The organism is Streptomyces sp. NPDC044061 (assembly GCF_056434305.1).
In genome coordinates this window covers 86090-104284 of record NZ_JBWKFL010000001.1, presented here as the reverse complement: position 1 = coordinate 104284, position 18195 = coordinate 86090, and the positions used below count along the sequence as shown (strand labels likewise).

General features: G+C 70.3%; 13 protein-coding genes and 1 pseudogene. 11 read left to right on the top strand and 3 right to left on the bottom strand.

The genetic code is table 11. From position 1 onward, the window contains the following. Positions 1–81 precede the first annotated feature (81 nt). The 3 genes and pseudogenes from AC07CM_RS00470 to AC07CM_RS00460 all read left to right on the top strand — a co-directional run. Positions 82–672, top strand: a pseudogene (locus AC07CM_RS00470) (glycoside hydrolase family 6 protein); the annotation flags it as partial. A gap of 190 nt (positions 673–862) precedes the next feature. Next, positions 863–1777, top strand: a complete 915-nt coding sequence (locus AC07CM_RS00465; RefSeq protein ID WP_478874080.1) for a class I SAM-dependent methyltransferase — start codon at positions 863–865, stop codon at positions 1775–1777. An 805-nt stretch (positions 1778–2582) separates the two neighbouring features. Beyond that, positions 2583–3284 (top strand): SDR family oxidoreductase, encoded by a 702-nt coding sequence (locus tag AC07CM_RS00460; protein ID WP_478874079.1) that lies wholly within the window; start codon positions 2583–2585, stop codon positions 3282–3284. A 13-nt stretch (positions 3285–3297) separates the two neighbouring features. Here AC07CM_RS00460 and AC07CM_RS00455 read toward each other — a convergent pair whose 3' ends face one another. Beyond that, positions 3298–3993: a glycoside hydrolase family 75 protein gene (locus AC07CM_RS00455; RefSeq protein WP_478874078.1), complete on the bottom strand. Its 696-nt coding sequence runs from the start codon at positions 3991–3993 to the stop codon at positions 3298–3300. Positions 3994–4160: 167 nt separating this feature from the next. Between AC07CM_RS00455 and AC07CM_RS00450 the strand changes: the two genes are divergently transcribed. After that, complete coding sequence (locus AC07CM_RS00450) at positions 4161–4772, top strand: hypothetical protein (RefSeq protein ID WP_478874077.1); 612 nt, start codon at positions 4161–4163, stop codon at positions 4770–4772. Positions 4773–4872: 100 nt separating this feature from the next. On the opposite strand, the gene AC07CM_RS00445 is transcribed toward AC07CM_RS00450, so the two are convergent. Beyond that, a complete protein-coding gene (locus tag AC07CM_RS00445; RefSeq protein ID WP_478874076.1) occupies positions 4873–5709 on the bottom strand; it encodes an aldo/keto reductase in 837 nt (278 codons plus the stop codon). Positions 5710–6016: 307 nt separating this feature from the next. Between AC07CM_RS00445 and pqqA the strand changes: the two genes are divergently transcribed. The 7 genes from pqqA to AC07CM_RS00410 are packed head-to-tail and all read left to right on the top strand — an operon-like array spanning position 6017 to position 16095. After that, the gene (pqqA, locus tag AC07CM_RS00440) at positions 6017–6184 is read left to right on the top strand and encodes a pyrroloquinoline quinone precursor peptide PqqA (RefSeq protein WP_478874075.1); all 168 of its coding nucleotides are present in this window, start codon (positions 6017–6019) and stop codon (positions 6182–6184) included. After that, positions 6181–6975: a pyrroloquinoline-quinone synthase PqqC gene (pqqC, locus tag AC07CM_RS00435; RefSeq protein ID WP_478874074.1), complete on the top strand. Its 795-nt coding sequence runs from the start codon at positions 6181–6183 to the stop codon at positions 6973–6975. The genes pqqA and pqqC overlap by 4 nt, the downstream gene beginning before the upstream one ends. Continuing rightward, positions 6972–7262, top strand: coding sequence for a pyrroloquinoline quinone biosynthesis peptide chaperone PqqD (pqqD, locus tag AC07CM_RS00430; RefSeq protein WP_478874073.1), 291 nt, complete (start codon positions 6972–6974; stop codon positions 7260–7262). Before pqqC ends, pqqD begins: the two co-directional genes overlap by 4 nt. Next, positions 7259–8347 carry a pyrroloquinoline quinone biosynthesis protein PqqE gene (gene pqqE, locus AC07CM_RS00425; RefSeq protein WP_478874072.1) on the top strand — a complete coding sequence of 363 codons (1089 nt, stop codon included), beginning with the start codon at positions 7259–7261 and terminating at the stop codon, positions 8345–8347. The genes pqqD and pqqE overlap by 4 nt, the downstream gene beginning before the upstream one ends. Further along, positions 8344–9528, top strand: coding sequence for a glycoside hydrolase family 88/105 protein (locus AC07CM_RS00420; RefSeq protein ID WP_478874071.1), 1185 nt, complete (start codon positions 8344–8346; stop codon positions 9526–9528). Before pqqE ends, AC07CM_RS00420 begins: the two co-directional genes overlap by 4 nt. Before the next feature lie 4 nt (positions 9529–9532). Further along, on the top strand, positions 9533–14068 hold the full coding sequence (locus AC07CM_RS00415) for a glycosyl hydrolase family 28 protein (protein ID WP_478874070.1): 4536 nt from the start codon (positions 9533–9535) through the stop codon (positions 14066–14068). Continuing rightward, a complete protein-coding gene (locus tag AC07CM_RS00410; protein WP_478874069.1) occupies positions 14065–16095 on the top strand; it encodes a PQQ-dependent sugar dehydrogenase in 2031 nt (676 codons plus the stop codon). Before AC07CM_RS00415 ends, AC07CM_RS00410 begins: the two co-directional genes overlap by 4 nt. Before the next feature lie 3 nt (positions 16096–16098). Here the strand turns inward: AC07CM_RS00410 and AC07CM_RS00405 are convergent, their stop codons facing one another. Further along, complete coding sequence (locus AC07CM_RS00405; RefSeq protein ID WP_478874442.1) at positions 16099–17925, bottom strand: AMP-dependent synthetase/ligase; 1827 nt, start codon at positions 17923–17925, stop codon at positions 16099–16101. Between the last annotated feature and the right edge of the window lie 270 nt (positions 17926–18195).

Genomic DNA, 18195 nt, shown 5'->3' with positions numbered 1-18195 from the left:
GCGCTCGCGGGTTGGTGATCTTCCCGTACAGGTCCAGGAAACGCGCGTCGTACGCCTTCGAGGCGGCCAGCTCGGTTCCAGGGCTTCATCACCAACACGGCCAACTACAGCGCCCTGAAGGAGAACAACTTCACCGTCGGCGACACCGTACGCCAGTCGAAGTGGGTCGACTGGAACCGGTACGTCGACGAACAGTCCTTCGCCCAGGCCTTCCGCAACCAGCTGGTCTCGGTCGGCTTCGACTCGAACATCGGCATGCTGATCGACACCTCCCGCAACGGCTGGGGCGGCACCGCCCGCCCGGACGTACCGGGCACGAAGACCAGCGTGGACAGCTACGTCGACGGCGGCCGCTACGACCGCCGGATCCACATCGGCAACTGGTGCAACCAGGCCGGCGCCGGTCTCGGCGAACGCCCGCAGGCCGACCCGGCCGCCGGGATCGACGCCTATGTGTGGATGAAGCCCCCGGGCGAGTCCGACGGCTCCAGCTCCGCCATCGTGAACGACGAGGGCAAGGGCTTCGACCGGATGTGCGACCCGACGTACACGGGCAACGCCCGCAACGGCAACAACCTGTCCGGCGCCCTGCCGAACGCGCCGCTGTCCGGGCACTGGTTCTCCGCCCAGTTCCAGCAGCTGATGCAGAACGCCTACCCGCCGCTGACCTAGCCGGGTGAGCATCCGCCGGGGTCGGTCCTCGCCGACGGGCAGGCCCCGGCGGATCGCGGTGCGCCTTGTCTTGCGTTTCTGCGTTTCTGCGGTCTTGCGGTCTTGCGTTTTTGCCGTACCGGCAACACCTCTGGCCCCCGCACGGTGTGCCGTCGCACTCTGACGGCATCGCGAGGAGAGGCTGACCACCATGGCGCACGACCACCACGAGCACGAGCACCACGAGCACCGGCACGGGCACGGACACGGACACGGGCACGACACCGACATCGACTGGAACGAGCTGGGCCCCCAGCTGGAGGCCCAGGCGGAACTCTTCGCGCCCGTCTACGAGCGGGTCATGGCCTGGCTCGGCAAGGAGGTGACCGAACCCGGGCTGATCGTCGACGCGGGCAGCGGCCCCGGTGTCGTCTCCTGTCTGTTCGCCGAGATGTTCCCCGGGGCGCGGGTCGTGGCCGTGGACAGCACCGAGCCGCTGCTGGAGCGTGCCCGCGACCGTGCCGTCCGCGAGGGCGTGGCCGACCGCTTCGACATCCTCGCGGGCGAACTGCCCAGCGTGCTGGACGAGTTGGAATATCCGGCGGACCTGCTCTGGGCCAGCCGCAGCCTGCACCACCTCGGCGACCAGCGGGCCGCGCTCGCCGCGTTCGCCGCGCGGCTCGCCCCCGGCGGCACCCTGGCCCTCCTGGAGGGCGGCCTGCCCTCCCGCTTCCTGCCCCGTGACATCGGCATCGGGCGCCCGGGACTCCAGGCGCGGCTGGACGTGGTGCAGGAGGAGTGGTTCGCCCGGATGCGGGCCGACCTGCCCGGCTCGGTCGCCGAGACCGAGGACTGGCCGGCGCTGCTGACCTCCGCCGGCCTCAAGCACACCCGCACCCGCAGCTTCCTGCTCGACCTGCCCGCCCCGGCGACCGACCGGGCCCGCGCCTACGTCGCCGTAATGCTGTCCCGGCTGCGCCATGACGTCGACGCGGAACTGGACACCGAGGACCGGGCCACCCTGGACCGCCTGCTCGACCCGGCCGACCCGGCGAGCGTGCACCGCAGGCCGGACGTGTTCGTGCTGGGCGCCTACACGGTCCACACGGCGGTACGGCCGGTGTAGCACCGCCGGGCTCAGCACCGGTCCGACCGCGCGAAGACGCCCGGCTGGCGTACGCGCCCGGCTGGTGCGCAGCACCGGTCCGGCCGACGTACGCGCTCGGCTGGTGTTCTGTACCGGTCCGGTCGTGCGGACACGCCCGGCTGGTGTGGCGCACCGGTCCGGCCGCGCGTACGCGCTCGCCTGGTGTTCTGTACCGGTCCGGCCGACGTACGCGCTCGCCTGTGTGCAGCACCGCCCCGGCCGCGCGTACATGCCCACCCGCTGCTCAGCTCTGCCGCCGCGCGTCCACGTCCACTCGGCGCTCAGCACCGCCCGCGCCGTGCGTACACGACCGCCGGATCGGAGTTCTGCGCGGGGCGGGGCCGGGGGCCGCGGAACCCGCCCCGAACCCGCCCTCGCCTTCTCCCGGGCCGGCTCACTGCTCGCGGCCGCCGCACCGGACGGGTCCGTGCAGGTGTGGGAGACGGCGCGGCCACGCCTCGCGCCGGCGACCGCACCGGCCGGCGACCGCACCGGCCGGCGACCGCACCGGCCGGCGACGGGCCGGTCCTGGCGATCGGATGCGGCACCGGCGGAGCCGAGTTGCACATCGCGACCGCACATCTGCCGGACCGGACCGCTCCGTTGGCACCCGCGCGTGCCGTGGGCACGGTCTGCGCCCGCGCCCACGGCGGCTCACCCGAGCCGACCGGCACCACTACCTCCCCTCGGTGCCGTACCGCCGTACCTGCGGCGGCGCTTGACTTCGAGAGTGCTCCAAGTGATGGACTCCGTGCCGTTCACCGAAAGAAGCAGGGGGAAAGGCATGAACGACTCTTCAGTCGCGCTCATCACCGGTGGCGGCAGCGGCATCGGTGCCGCCGTGGCCAGGCAGTTGCTGGAGGCCGGGTACCGGGTCACCGTCACCGGGCGTGGGGAGCGCAGGCTGCGGGACTTCGCCGACAGTCTGGGAAATCCCACCGAGTTGCAGACGGTCGCCGGGAGCGCGTCGGTGTTCGAGGACGTGCGGGACGCGGTCGACCGCACGCTCAAGGCGTACGGCCGGCTGGACACTGTCGTCGCCAACGCGGGCTTCGCCACCCACGACTCCGTCGCCGACGGCGACCCGGCCGGCTGGACCGAGATGGTCCTCACCAACGTCCTCGGCCCCGCCCTTCTCGTCCGGGCCTCGGTCGACGCGCTGAAGGAGACCCGCGGCCGGATCGTCCTCGTCGGCAGTGTCGCCGGCTTCGTCAACACGCCGGGCAACCTCTACGGCGCCACCAAGTGGGCGGTCACCGGTCTCGCCGAGAACACCCGGCGCCAGGTCACCGAGTTCGGCGTCGGAGTCACGCTGGTCGCCCCCGGCCGGGTGGAGACCCCGTTCTGGGACAGCTACGGCAGCCTGCCCCCGGGGCACCTCCTCACCGCGGACCAGATCGCCGACTCGGTGGTCTGGGCGATCCGGCAGCCGGCCGGGGTCGACGTCAACACCGTGGTGGTACGTCCGCTGGGTCAGCCCAACTGACATACGCAGTAATTCAGTTGTTCGCCAGGAACTGCTTGGCCAGCTGGTCCCCGAGGGAGACGGCCGCGCTGTGGCTCTCGATGGGGGAGACCTTGGAGTTCTTGAACAGGATGTACGTCACGCCGGAGTCGACCCCGCCGGTGGCCGGGTCGGGGTCGATCCCGAGCGCCTTGGCGGTGGCGTACGAGGCCTCGCCGATGATCTTCGTGGGTCCGGTGTCGCCGACCACGGCGTACTCGACCTTGTTGTTGTAGACGACCGCGACCACGCCGCCGCCCTTGATGCCGGCGCCGGAGTAGTTCCAGATGCTGCTGGAGCTGGGGACCACGACGTACGGCAGGGACTCGGCCTTCAGCGGCTTGCCGTCGGACTGGTGGAAGGCGGTGTCGTCCTGGTACCAGGGGTCGCGGTCCTCGTTGCAGTTCGTGGTGCGCCGGCCGTCGCAGTCGATGTCCATGTCGGCCTTCCAGAACACCGCGCCGTTCTTGCCGCACACGGGGATCGTGGCCGACGTCTCGTCGTCGGTCTTGTACTTGCCGTTGGAGATCTGCGAACAGGACTTCACCTTGGCGAGCAGGTCGGCCGCGCTGACCGAGCCCTCCTGGGCGGAAGCCGGAGCCGAGGGGCCGGAGGCGTGGGCCGGCAGCACTCCGGCGGTGAGGAGGGCGGCCCCGGAGGCCGCGGCGAGGGTCAGTGTTCGAAGACGCACTGTGGGGACCCTTCTGTTAGGAAAGTTTCCTTACCGGGTGCCGTACAAGGTGGCCCCTTGTGCATGTTCCCGTCAAGCCCTCGTGGGGAAGCTCGGCCAGGCGTGTTGTTTGCGGCGGTTTGCCCCTCGGGGAAGACTGGTCATGTCGAACTGGGAGGCGAAAAGTCATGTTTGTGCGCAGCATCTATGTGACCGGCGATCCCGCGAAGATCGACACGGCCGTCAGGGCCCTGAACAGCGAAGGGCGGGAACTGCTGGAGGAGCGTCCGGGCTACCACGGGGCGGGGGTCTTCGTGGACCGGGAGCTCGGCAAGCTGCTGGGGGTGAGCTGGTGGGACTCGGCGGCGGCGCGGGAGAACAGCGACGTCGTGATGCGGGAGCACAGAAAGGCGCTGCTGGAGCCGTTCGCGGGCACGCTCACGGTGGAGAACTTCGAGGCGGCGGTGATCCACTCCGTCCAGGCGCCGAGGGTGGGCGGTGGACTGCGCGTCACCCGTGTGGAGTTCGACCCCGCGGACGCCGACCTGTTCGCCGACACCTTCCGGTCGACCGTGGTCCCGCGGTACGAAACCCTGCACGGTCTCGTCAGGGCCGACCTGTTCATCGACCGGGAGCGCGGCACGGGCCGGGTCGGCGTCCTCTTCGTCGACCGCGCCTCGATGACGGCGTCGCGAGCGGGCCAGGCGGCCGCCCGTCATGAGGGCGCGGCCAAGGCGCACGTGCGCGTCACGGGCCTGGAGGAGTTCGAGGTCGTCCACTCGCAGGTGCGCCTCGACTGACCCGGCGCGCAGGGGAGTTCTGACGCGGCGCGCAGGGAGGCGGCCACGTCGGTCCGCCCCGCCGCTCGGGCGGGGCGGACGGAGGCCGGCCGGGTGGGTGTCAGCCCAGGTCGAAGGTGGCCGGGTCCGGGCCGAGGCGCCGGTCCTCGTTCAGGGCACTGATCGCCGCGAGGTCCTCGCCGTCCAGGCTGAAGTCGAACACCTCGATGTTCTCCTTGATCCGCGACGGCGTCACGGACTTCGGGATCACGACGTTGCCGAGCTGCAGGTGCCAGCGCAGCACGACCTGTGCCGGAGTGCGGTTGTGCTTCTGCGCGATGGCGACGACCGCCGGCACCTCCAGCAGGCCCTTGCCCTGGCCGAGCGGCGACCAGGCCTCGGTGGCGATGCCCTGCTCGGCGTGGTACTCGCGCGCCTCGCGCTGCTGCAGGTGCGGGTGCAGCTCGATCTGGTTGACCGCCGGGACGACCGAGGTCTCCGCGATCAGCCGCCGCAGGTGCTCGGGCAGGAAGTTGGACACGCCGATCGCCTTGACGCGCCCGTCGGCGTACAGCTTCTCGAACGCCTTGTAGGTGTCGAGGTACTTGTCACGGGACGGCAGCGGCCAGTGGATCAGGTACAGGTCCACGTGGTCGAGACCCAGCTTCTCCAGCGACGCGTCGAACGCGCGCAGCGTGGAGTCGTACCCCTGGTCGCTGTTCCAGAGCTTGGTGGTGACGAAAATGTCCTCACGAGGCAGGCCGGAGGCGGCGATGGCCTTGCCGGTGCCCTCTTCGTTGCCGTAGATCGCCGCTGTGTCGATGCTGCGGTACCCGGCCTCGAGCGCCGTGGCGACGGCCCGCTCGGCCTCGTCGTCCGGCACCTGCCAGACGCCGTAGCCCAGTTGGGGCATCTCGACGCCGTTGTTGAGGATGATCGGGGGGACCTTGCTGCTCACGAGCTTCTTGATCCTTCGGTTGTCGACAAGTGGTGCTCCCATCGTCAACGATCACGGGCCGCGATGCATTCCTGACCGCGGAATCCGTGGTGACTGACCGGCGAGTCAGTTCGCCTGGGTTCAGATTGGCCGGAAATGCATCCGACGTTATCGGTCCGGACCATTGACCGTGGCTGGCTGTGCCGGGACTCTGTATCGCGCCACCGGACGTATCGCTGAACCCGGTGCATGCATGTGAACGGCCACTGACCACGGCCGTTGTCTCCCCTCTGAGAACCCCCAGCCTCAGGAAAGCGGGTACGCGCACATGAACGAGTCCCTGTCCAGGACCCTCCGTCCGGTCCACCCGAGCCGCCAGACATCGGATGAAAAGGTCTGGCAAAGCCCTGGTTACCACGTCGTGGAGACCGCTCTGGAGGTGACCGGCTACGCGCTCGCCGACCGCCGCTCACCCGAACCGCCCCCGGCCTCATGAGCACGGCCGTCCCGCTCACCGACCCCGTCCCGCCCGCCGCTCCCGTCCCGACCGCCTACCGCTCCGAGCCCGCCGACCCCTCCGGGGACGCCGGCGCTCCCTGGCCGGTCGCCGAGTTCACGGGGCGGCTGCGCGCCGTCACGGCAGCCCGGTACCACGACCGGCACCCCTTCAACCTCCGGATGCACCGCGGCGAGCTGACCCCCGCCGAACTGCGCCGCTGGATCGCCGCCCGCTTCCACTATCAGCGGCACATCCCCGTCAAGGACGCCCTGATCCTCGCCGGGCTCGACCGGCCGGAGCAGCGCCGTCTCTGGCTGCGCCGCGTCCGCGACCACGACGGCACGGGGGACGGCGACCCCGGGAGCGAGGGCGGCATCGAGCGCTGGCTGCGGCTCGGCGAGGCGGCCGGGCTCGGCCGCGAGGAACTGTGGGACGCCTCCCGGGTGCCGCCAGGAGTGCGGTTCGCCGTCGAGGGGTACGTCGCCTTCTGCCGGACGCGCCCCGTCCTGGACGCCGTCGCCGCCTCCCTGACCGAGCTGTCCGCCCCGGACCTGATGCGGACCCGTATCGCCGCCTTCGAACGGCACTATCCGTGGGTCGACCCGGCCGGTCTCGCCTACTTCCGCACCCGTGTCACCCAGGGCGTCCGCGACGGTGAGGAGGCCCTCACCCTGGTCCTCGCCGGTGCCCGTACCCGCGAGCGGCAGGAACGGGCCGTGGGGGCGCTCACCTTCAAGTGCGAGGTGCTGTGGGCGCTGCTGGACGCGGTGGACGGGAGCGGACCATGACGGACCGGCGTCCGATCCGGGCGCGGCCGGAGACGGCCTGGCGTCCCGTCCTGGCCCGGGGTGTGGCGCTGCGGCACGACCGGGTGCGGGACGCGGACCTGTTGCTGCTGCCGGAGCGGGTGGTCGTCCTGCACGGCCGCGCGGGCGCCGTCCTCGGGCTGTGCGACGGCAGCCGGAGGGTGGCCGACGTCGTCACCGAGCTGTCCGCACGGTTCCCCGGCGCACCGGTCGCCGTCGAAGTCCCGTACTTCCTGGCCGTCTTGCGGAAGGAGGGCTGGCTGGCATGACGACCGTCGCACCGCCGTGGGCCCTGCTCGCCGAGCTCACCCATGCGTGCCCGCTGCGCTGCGGGTACTGCGCCAACCCCGTCGAACTGGTCGGTCGGTCAGCAGAGTTGACCACCGAGCAGTGGTCGGACGTGTTCCGGCAGGCGGGCGCCCTCGGTGTCGTCCACACCCATCTGTCCGGCGGCGAGCCGCTGTTGCGCCGCGACCTGGCCGACCTGGTGGCCGGCGCCGACACCGCGGGCCTCTACACCCAGCTCGTCACCAGCGGCGTGGGACTGGGCCGGCGGCGGCTGGCCGGCCTCGTCGAGGCCGGTCTGCGCAGTGTCCAACTGTCCGTGCAGCACGCGCAGCCGACCGCCGCCGAACGCATCGCGGGCGCACGGTCGTTCGCGGCGAAGGAGCGCGCCGCCCGGCTCATCCGCGCAGCGGGGCTGCCCCTCGGGCTCAACGCCGTCCTGCACCGCGGCAATCTCGACGGCCTCGACGACCTGGTCCGGCTGGCGGTGTCCTGGGGAGCGGACCGTCTGGAACTGGCCCACACCCAGTACCACGGCTGGGCGCTGCGCAACCGGGCCGCCCTGCTGCCCACGCCCGGCCAGGTCGAACGGGCCCGCTCCGGGGTCGCCCGGTGGCGCGAACGGCTCGGCGGCTCACTGGAGCTGGTGTGGGTGGCCCCCGACCTGGTGGACGCCACCGCGAAGCCCTGCATGGGCGGCTGGGGCCGGATCTCGCTCACCGTGGCCCCCGACGGCACGGTCCTGCCCTGTCCGGCCGCCGCCACCCTGCCGGGCCTGGACCCGCCGAACGTCCGGCATCAGCGACTCGACCGGATCTGGCGGCAGTCGAAGGCCTTCAACGCCTTCCGGGGCGAGGCCTGGATGCCCGATCCCTGCCGAGAATGCGCCCTGCGCGCCACCGACCACGGAGGCTGCCGCTGCCAGGCGTACGCGCTCACCGGCGACCCCGCCCGCACCGACCCCGCCTGCCGGCACGCCCCGGACCACCACCTCGTACGCGAGCTCGTGCGCGGACCCGGACGGCCCGCGTACACCTACCGAGAATCCCCGCGAGAGGGAGGAACATGAGACGCCGACGCCTGCGGGCGGCCCTGACGGCACTCGCGCTCGCCACCGCCGGCCTGACCGCGCTCCCCGCCGCCGTGCCCCCGGCCGCCGCCGCACCCGCCGAACCCGGGCCGGCCGCGGCGCGTGACTGGTCCACGGCCGTGGCCGACTCCACCATGGCCCGGTACACGCCGACGAGCATCGGCGGCTGGTCGTACCCGGTCGGCCTCTACCTGTACGGCCAGTACCTCGTCTACCGGCGCACCCACGAGGCGCGCTACCTCACCTACATCAGGAGCTACGTCGACCGCTTCGTGAAGGGCGACGGCTCCATCGGCCAGCCCTTCAACAGCCTGGACAGCATGCAAGCCGGCCGCCTCCTGGTGATCCTGCACCACGAGACGGGCCAGGACCGCTACCGCAAGGCGGCAAAGAAGATCCTGGACCGGCTCACCACCTACCCGCGCACGAGCGACGGGGGCTTCTGGCACGCGGACACCAGCAGTCGTGCCCACCAGCTCTGGGCGGACGGCGTCTACATGGTGAACCCCTTCCTCGTCGAGTACGACGGGGAGTTCGGCGACAGCGCCGCGACCGACGACGAGGCGGCCAGGCAGCTCGCCGTCTACGGCGGGCATCTCCAGGCCGCGAACGGACTGCTGAAGCACGCCTACGACGAGTCCGGGGCCGCGAGCTGGGCCGACCCGCACACCGGGCTGGCCCCCGAGCACTGGTGCCGCGCGGTGGGCTGGTACTCGATGGCGATCGTCGACGTCCTCGACGCGCTCCCGGCGAACCATCCACGGCGGCCCCAACTCCTCGGCGTCTTCCGGCGCCTGGCGGCCGGGCTGGAGAAGTACCAGGACCCGGCCACCGGCCGCTGGTACCAGGTCATGGACAAGGGCGACCGGAGCGACAACTGGACCGAGACGTCCTGCTCCAGCATGTTCACCTACGCCCTCGCGCGCGGAGCGCGGCAGGGCTACCTCGACCCGCACTACGCGTCCGTCGCCCGGCGTGGCTACGAGGGTGTCCTGGCCAGGATCTCGGTCGGCTCCGACGGTCGCACCGAGCTCTCCGGCATCTCCGTCGGTACCAACGTCGGCGACTACGCCTACTACGTCGGCCGGACCCGGGCGACCGACGACTTCCACGGCCTGGGCGCCTTTCTGATCATGAACGAGCAACTGCGAGGTGATTGATGTCATGGGCATGATCAGCAGAGTGCGCGGCCGTCCCGGCGCCCGGCACCACAGAGGTGCGGCGGCCGTCGTTCTCTTCGTCCTCGCCGTCGTCCTTGGCCTGGCGCACCCCGCGGCCCTCGCGGCCCCCCGGCCGGCGTCGCCGGCGGCCGAGTTCGACGTGCGCGACTACGGCGCCAAGGGTGACGGCTCCACCAACGACACCCCGGCCATCGACCGGGCCGTCACCGCGGCCCACGCGGCCGGCGGCGGTACCGTCCGGTTCCCGGCCGGCACCTACAAGTCCAAGAACACCATCCACATGAAGAGCAACGTGACGCTCCAGGTCGACACGGGCGCCACGATCCAGGGCTCCTCCGCGGACACCTACGACCCGCCCGAGCCCAACCCGTACGACAAGTACCAGGACTACGGGCACAGCCACTTCCACGACGCGATGATCTACGGGGACAGGCTGACGAACATCGGCTTCACCGGCGGCGGCGTCATCGACGGCGCCGGCAACCTGATCACCGGCAACCCGAAGTCCGGCGAGGCCGACAAGATCATCTCGCTGACCCGGTGCGACGGGCTGCGCCTCGGCGGCGGCCTCACCCTGCGCCGCGGCGGCCACTTCGCGGCCCTGATCAACGGCTGCAGGAACGTCGCCTCGGACCGTCTCACCATCGACACCGCGAGCGACCGCGACGGCTGGAACATCATCTCCACCACCGACGTCACGGTGACGAACGCCCACATCAGCGCCAACGACGACGCCCTCGTCCTCAAGAGCGACTACGCCCTCGGTGCCAAGCTGCCCAACGGGCACGGGCGCGTGAGCGACTCGGTGCTCTCCGCCCGCTGCTGCAACGCCCTGATGTTCGGCTCCGAGACCTGCGGAGACTTCTCCGACTACCGGTTCGAGAACATCCGCATCGAGGGCGCCGACAAGTCGGGCCTCGGCATGGTGTCCATGGACGGCGCGAAGATCTCCGACGTCCACTACCGCCACATCACCATGACCGGCGTCCGCTCCCCGATCATGGAGAAGATCGGCACCCGCAAACGGTGCGGCAACAGCCCGGGCGTCGGCTCGATCAGCGACGTCACGTACGACGACATCACGGCCACCGGCACCACCCCCTCGTTCAGCCCGACCCTGTGGGGCGAGAACGGACACCGCATCGACGGCGTCAGCTTCAACCACGTCGACATCACGGTCCCCGGCGGCAGCGGCACCATGTCCACCGCCGTGCCCGGCAACGACCCGGGGGACTACAACCCCAAGAGCATCGGCACCCGCCCGGCGTACGGCTGGTACCTGCGCAACGCCGACAACGTGCGGTTCACCGACAGCTCGGTGAGGTTCGCCGCGAACGACGGCCGCCCGGCCGTCATCGCCAACGCGGCGAGCGGCCTGCGCCTCACCCGCTTCACCGCCCGGCGGGGCAGCGGCTCCCCGTACGACGCCGGCTTCCAGAACGTCACCGGCTACTGCCTCACCGACAGCCACAACACCTCGGGCGGCGCGCTGCGGACCTCCGCCACCGGTTCCACCGAGAACTGCGGCACGGCGGCGAAGCCCCTGGACCTGGAGAACCCCCGCCAGGACTTCCTGCGCGGCTCGGTCGGCGGTCTCTTCCTGCACTGGGGGCTGCGCACCGCACCCGCGCACACCAGTTGCACCGCCTGGGAGAAGGACGTCACCGACGGCGGCTGGAGCCCCGGCTACTGGGTGAACGAGGCCCGCAAACTGCACACGCAGTACCTGGTGCTGGCCTCCTTCCACAGCCGCCTCGGCTACGCCCGGCCCTGGCCGTCGAGGATCCCCGGCTCCTGCTCCACCAAGCGGGACTTCCTCGGCGAGCTGATCAACGCGGCGAAGGCCAAAGGCATGAAGGTCATCCTCTACATGACCGACGACCCCCAGTGGCACGACGAGGGCGGCCACGAGTGGCTCGACTCGGCCGGCTACTCCGCCTACAAGGGCGGGAACGTCGACCTGACCACCCGGGACGGCTTCGGGCAGTTCAGCTACGACAACTTCTTCGAGGTCATGGACCGCTACCCCGACCTCGGCGGCTTCTGGATCGACAACGACAACGCGTACTGGGAGAGCCACAACCTCTACGCGCAGATCTACCAGAAGCGCCCGAACTACACCCTCAGCAACAACAACGAGGACACGCCGATCATGGACATGATCAGCAATGAGCAGAAGACGGGGATGACGCCGGCCTACGACTACCCGCAGGCCGTCTACACCGCCCAACCCCGCCTCACCGAGGCCGACTTCAAACTCCCCTCGACCGGCGCCTGGTGGTACGACGGCTCGAACCCGACCGTGGACCGCAGGCTCACCCTCGGCCGGCTGGTCACCAACGCCGGCTCCTCGGTGAAGGCACTGATGGCGGAAACCGCCCAGGTCAACGGCAAGTTCCCGGCCAACCAGGCCGCCTTCAACGAATTCGCCGACTCCTATCTCGACCCCATCTGGGAGTCCCTGCACGGCACCGAGGGCGGCGGCTACCTGTACGGCGGCCTCAAGCCCGGCTTCTGGAACGACGGCGCGCACGGCGTCACGACGATCAGCAGGACGGACCCCGACAGGCAGTACGTCCACGTCCTGACCCCGCCCACCACCGGCACCCTGCGCATCCGAGACAACGGCTACCGTGTCGCCGCCGTCACCAACCTCCGTACGGGAGCGGCGGTTTCCTGGTCGCAGTCCACAGGAGTGCTCACCCTCGACGGGCTCGGCGACTGGGACCCGTACGACACCGTCTTCAAGGTCACCACCGCCGGCCGTCAGGGCATCCTGACCGGCGTCAAGGTCACCGCCGGCGCCTCCGCGAGCGGACACGCCGGGCCGGCCGCGGGCGACGGCGACCACCTCACCTACTGGGACAACGGCAAGACCCTGCCCGTGAACCTCACCTTCGACCTCGGCTCGGCCAAGAGGGTGCGCTACATCGGACTCAACCAGCGCGAGGACTCCGTCGCCTACGCCCGCTCGGACACCGAGCAGTCGGCACGGATCAAGGACTACAAGGTGTACCTGAGCAACGACGGCTCGACCTGGGGGAGCGCGGTCAAGGCCGGGCAGCTGCCAAGTCGCCGTGGAATGCAGGGCATCGACCTGTCCTCCGCCAACGCCCGCTACGTGCGCCTGGAGGTCGACACCACCTGGGCCTCCTCCAGCGACTCCACCCGCTACAAGCGGCTGCGGATCGACGAGGCGTGGATCGGCACGTCCTACGCCACCCCGGTGACCGCCCCGAGCCCCTCGTCCGACAACGGGCGGTCCTCTCGCCCCTCCATGGGCTGGAGCAGCTGGAGCTTCGTGCGACGTCTGCCCACCGAGGCGAAGATCGAGGCCCAGGCCGACGCGCTGGTGTCCAGCGGCCTGAAGGACCACGGCTTCGTGCACGTCAACCTGGACGACTTCTGGCAGAAGTGCGACGGGAACGGTTTCGTGGTCGACTCCTACGGCCGCTGGGCCGTCGACCCCGCCAAGTTCCCGTCCGGCATCAAGGCGCTGGCCGACCACGTCCACGCCAGGGGGCTGAAGTTCGGCGTCTACGTCACGCCCGGCATCGCGAAGAACGCCGTCCTGAAGAACACACCGATCGAGGGGACCTCGTACCACGCGAAGGACATCGCGGACACCTCGCGGACGGAGAAGAACTACAACTGCAAGAACATGTACTACATCGACTACGGGAAGCCGGGCGCGCAGGAGTTCGTCGACTCCTGGGCGCGGCAGTTCGCCTCCTGGGGAGTCGACTACCTGAAGATCGACGGCGTCGGCAGCCAGGACATCGCCGACGTCCGGGCGTGGGACAAGGCGCTGCGGGCGACCGGCCGGCCCATCACCTTCGCGCTGTCGAACAACCTTCCGATCGCCGACGCCGGCACGTGGCGTCAACTGGCGAACAGCTGGCGCACCCAGGGCGACGTGGAGTGCTACTGCGGCCCGGGATCCAACGGCAGCGGCTATCCGCTCACCGACTGGTCCCACGTCTCCAGGCGCTTCGACTCGGCCGCCTCCTGGCAGCCGTACGCGGGCCCGGGCGGCTGGAACGACCTGGACTCGCTGGAGATCGGCAACGGCGACCAGGCAGGCCTCACCGCCGACCAGCGACGCTCCCACTTCACCCTGTGGGCGATGGCCGCCTCCCCGCTCCTGCTCGGCACCGACCTCACCCGTCTCGACCCCGTCGACAGGGCGATGCTGACGAACGACCGGCTGATCGGCGTGGACCAGGACGGGGTCGCCGCGAAACGGGTGGTGAACAGCGGTGTCAAGCAGGTGTGGAGCAAACGCGAGAACAGCGGTGACCACGTGGTCGCTTTGTTCAACACCGGTACGTCCGGCACCAGCACGGTCAGCGTGAACTGGTCGCAGATCGGTTTCACCGGCTCGGGCGACGTCACCGACCTGTGGTCCGGATCCCACAAGGGCGTGATCGCCGACTCGTACAGCGCGACCCTGCGGCCCGGTGAGACCCGGCTGATCCGTGTGAACCCAGTCAACAGCGCGCTGAGGGGACAGTCATGAAACGCGACAGAGCTCTCGCCCGGGGTCTCTCCCTGGCTCTCGCCCTACCTCTCGCGGGCCTCACCGCGAGCACCGCACAGGCCGCCACCGACTACCAGGCCGAGGACGCGACCATCACCCAGGGCGTGGTGGCCACCAACCACACCGGCTACACGGGCACCGGCTTCGTCGACTACACCAACGTCAAGGGCTCGTACGTGGAGTTCACGGTGAGCGCCGCCTCCGCGGGCCCCGCCGCCCTGACCCTGCGCTACGCCAACGGCACTACCACCGACCGGCCGATGGACATCTCCGTGAACGGCGCGGTCGTCTCGCCCGCCCTGTCCTTCCCGGCCACCGCCGACTGGAACACCTGGGCCGAGAAGACGGTGAACGTCACGCTGAACGCCGGCTCCAACAGGATCCGCGCGACCGCCGGCACGGCCAACGGCGGCCCCAACCTCGACCGCGTCCGCATCGGCGCCCCGGCCGACGCCACGGCCCCGACCCGCCCCGGCCCGCCCAGCTGCTCCGACATCGGCGAGGACGGCCTCACGCTGAGCTGGGGCGCCTCGACGGACGACGTCGGCGTGACGGCGTACGACCTCTACGAGCACGGCAACAAGATCGGTGAGGCGCCCGGGAGTTCGACGTCGAAGGCGCTGACCGGGCTGAGCCCGAACACCACCTACGACCTGACCGTGATCGCCCGCGACGCGGCCGGCAACACGTCGCCGGCCAGCCCGGTCGTCGACTGCACCACCAGGCCCAGCTCCGACACCACCCCGCCGACCAGACCCGGCACGCTCTCCGTCGCCGACGTCACCGCGAACAGCGCCGCTCTGAGCTGGGGCGCCTCGACGGACGACCGGAAGGTCGTCGCCTACGACGTGCGCAGCGACACCACCGTCTACAAGTCCGTCGCCGGCGGCACGTCGACGACCCTCACCGGGCTCGCCTGCGACAGCCCGTACGCGCTGAACGTGGTCGCGCGTGACGCTGCGGGCAATGTCTCCCAGCAGAGCAACACGGTGAACTTCACGACCAAGGCGTGCGCGACCGACGGCGGGGTCCCCTCCTCCGTCGCCACGCTCTCCACCGGCTGGACGATCCCCTGGGGCACCTACTGGATGCCCGACGGCAAGACCGCGCTGGTCACCGAGCGGGACGACTTCCGCGTCTGGAAGGTCGCCAAGGACGGCACGAAGACGCAGGTCGGCACCGTGCCCAACGCCGTCACCACCAACGGCGAGGGCGGTCTGCTCGGGGTGGCCGCCGACCCCGGTTGGGACAGCGACCACTACGTCTACTTCATGCACACCGCCGCCGAGGGCAACCGGGTCGTCCGCATGACCTACGACGGTACGAAGCTCACCGACTACAAGGTCCTGCTCCAGGGCATCAAGAAGAACCGCTACCACAACGGCGGCCGCCTCGCCTTCGGCCCCGACGGCTACCTCTACGTCTCCACCGGCGAGGCCCAGACGCCCGACCTCGCGCAGGACAAGAACTCCCTCAACGGCAAGATCCTGCGCATGACCACCGACGGCAAACCGGCCCCCGGCAACCCGTTCGGGAACTACGTCTACTCCTACGGCCACCGCAACCCCCAGGGCCTGGCCTTCGACCGCAACGGGCGTCTGTGGGAGGCCGAGTTCGGCAACAGCTCCAAGGACGAACTCAACCTGATCAAGCCGGGCGCCAACTACGGCTGGCCGACCTGCGAGGGCAGCTGCAGCGTGACCGGCATGACCAACCCCAAGGCCACCTGGAACGTCAACGAGGCCTCGCCGAGCGGCATCGCCATCGTCCGCAACGTCGTCTACATGGCGTCCCTGCGTGGCGAGCGCCTCTGGCGCATCCCGATCAACGGTGACAACGAGAGCGTCGGCACGCCGACCGCCTACTACGTCGGCACCTACGGCCGCCTGCGCACGGTCACCAAGGTGCCGGGCACCGACCAGCTGTGGCTGTCCACCACGAACTGCGACAACAACGGAGGAGCGGCGGACGGATCCGACAGGATCTTCCGGGTGACGATCAACTGATCGTCAGGCCCGGTAGAGGGCCTCGACCTCGGTCTCGTACGCCTTCTCGATCGCCTTCCGCTTCAGCTTCAGCGACGGTGTCAGCAGGCCGTGTTCCTCGGTGAACGGCTGTGCCAGGATGCGGAAGGTGCGGATCGACTCGGCCTGGGAGACGAGGGTGTTGGCGGCGACGACCGCCCGCCGCACCTCCGTCTCCAGGTCCGGGTCGCGCACCAGCTCGGCCGGGCTCAGCCGGGGTTTGCCGCGCATCTGCAGCCAGTGCTCGACCGCCTCCTGGTCGAGGGTGACCAGGGCCGCGACGTAGGGGCGGTCGTTGCCGACGACGATGCACTGGTTGACCAGCGGGTGGTCGCGGACCCGCTCCTCCAGGACACCGGGGGAGAGGCTCTTGCCGCCGGAGGTCACCAGGATCTCCTTCTTGCGGCCGGTGATGGTCAGATAGCCGTCCTCGTCGAGGGAGCCGAGGTCTCCGGTGGCGAGCCAGCCGTCGTGCAGGGTCTCGTCGGTGGCCTTCTGGTTGTTGAGGTAGCCCTGGAAGACGTTGCCGCCGTGCAGCCAGATCTCCCCGTCGTCCGCGATGTGCACGGTGACGCCCGGGATGGCCTGGCCGACGGTGCCGTACCGGGTGCGCTCGGGCGGATTGGCGGTCGCCGCCGCCGTCGACTCCGTCAGGCCGTAGCCCTCGTAGATCTGCACACCCGCGCCCGCGAAGAACAGCCCCAGCCGGCGGTCCATCGCCGAGCCACCGGACATGGCGTTGCGGATACGGCCGCCCATCGCCGCGCGCACCTTGGCGTACACCAGCTTGTCGAACAGCTGGTGCTGCATCCGCAGGGCCGCCGACGGGCCCGGCCCGGTGCCCCAGGCCTTCGCCTCCACGGCGTCCGCGTACTTCACGGCCACCTCGACCGCCTTTTCGAACGGCCCTGACTTGCCGTCCTTCTCCGCCTTGCGCCGGGCCGCGTTGAACACCTTCTCGAAGATGTACGGCACGGCGAGGATGAACGTCGGCCGGAACGCGGCCAGGTCCGGCAGCAGCGCGGCCGCGTGCAGCTGCGGCTGGTGCCCGAAGCGCACCCGGCCGCGGAACGCGGCGACCTCCACCATCCGCCCGAAGACGTGCGCGAGCGGCAGGAACAGCAGCGTGGAGGCCTCGGCGTCCTTCTTCGTGTGGAACACCGGTTCCCAGCGCTGGATCATCGTGTCCGACTCGTACATGAAGTTCGCGTGCGACAGGACGCAGCCCTTGGGGCGGCCGGTGGTGCCGGAGGTGTAGATGATCGTGGCGATGGAATCAGGGGTGACCGCCTGCCGGTGCCGGTGCACCAGCTCGTCGTCCAGATGCGCGCCGGCGTCGTACAGCTCCCGCACACAGCCCGAGTCCAGCTGCCACAGCTCGCGCAGCTGCGGGAGCCGGTCGATGACGGTGGCGATCGTCATCGCGTGGTCCTCGTGCTCCACGATCGCCGCCGACACCTCGGCGTCGTACAGCATCCAGAAGCACTGCTCGGCGGAGGAGGTCGGGTAGATCGGGACCACCTGGGCGCCGATCGCCCACAGCGCGAAGTCGAACAGGGTCCACTCGTAGCGGGTGCGGGACATGATCGCGACCCGGTCGCCGAAGCGGATACCCCGGGCCAGGAGCCCCTTGGCGAGGGCCAGCACCTCGTCGCGGAACTCGGCGGAGGTCACGTCACGCCACTGCCCCGACTCGTCCTTGCGGCCGAGCGCGATGTGCAGGGGGTCCGTCCGGGCATGCTCGAAAACGGCGTCGGCCAGACCGCCCACCGGCGGTGCCGACGTCAACGGAGGGGTGGTGAACTCGCGCAAACCTCGCTCCCCGTTTCCTCGCTCTTCGGTCACGCCCGCGATGCTCCGCTCAGCGCCGTGAAAGCTACCCCACACCTCCGCCGGGCGGGAGGGGTGTGGAAACCTAGCAAACCGCGCCTTCTTCCCGGACGACGTCCGGAAAATGCCCTCACATGGGGAAGGGCCGGACACAATACTGACGGGTCAGTAAGTTTCGGCGCCGTAATCTCCACCGAATCTGTACGACAGGGTTACCGGGTACGCCCCTGTCCGCGCAGGCAGAAGGGCGGC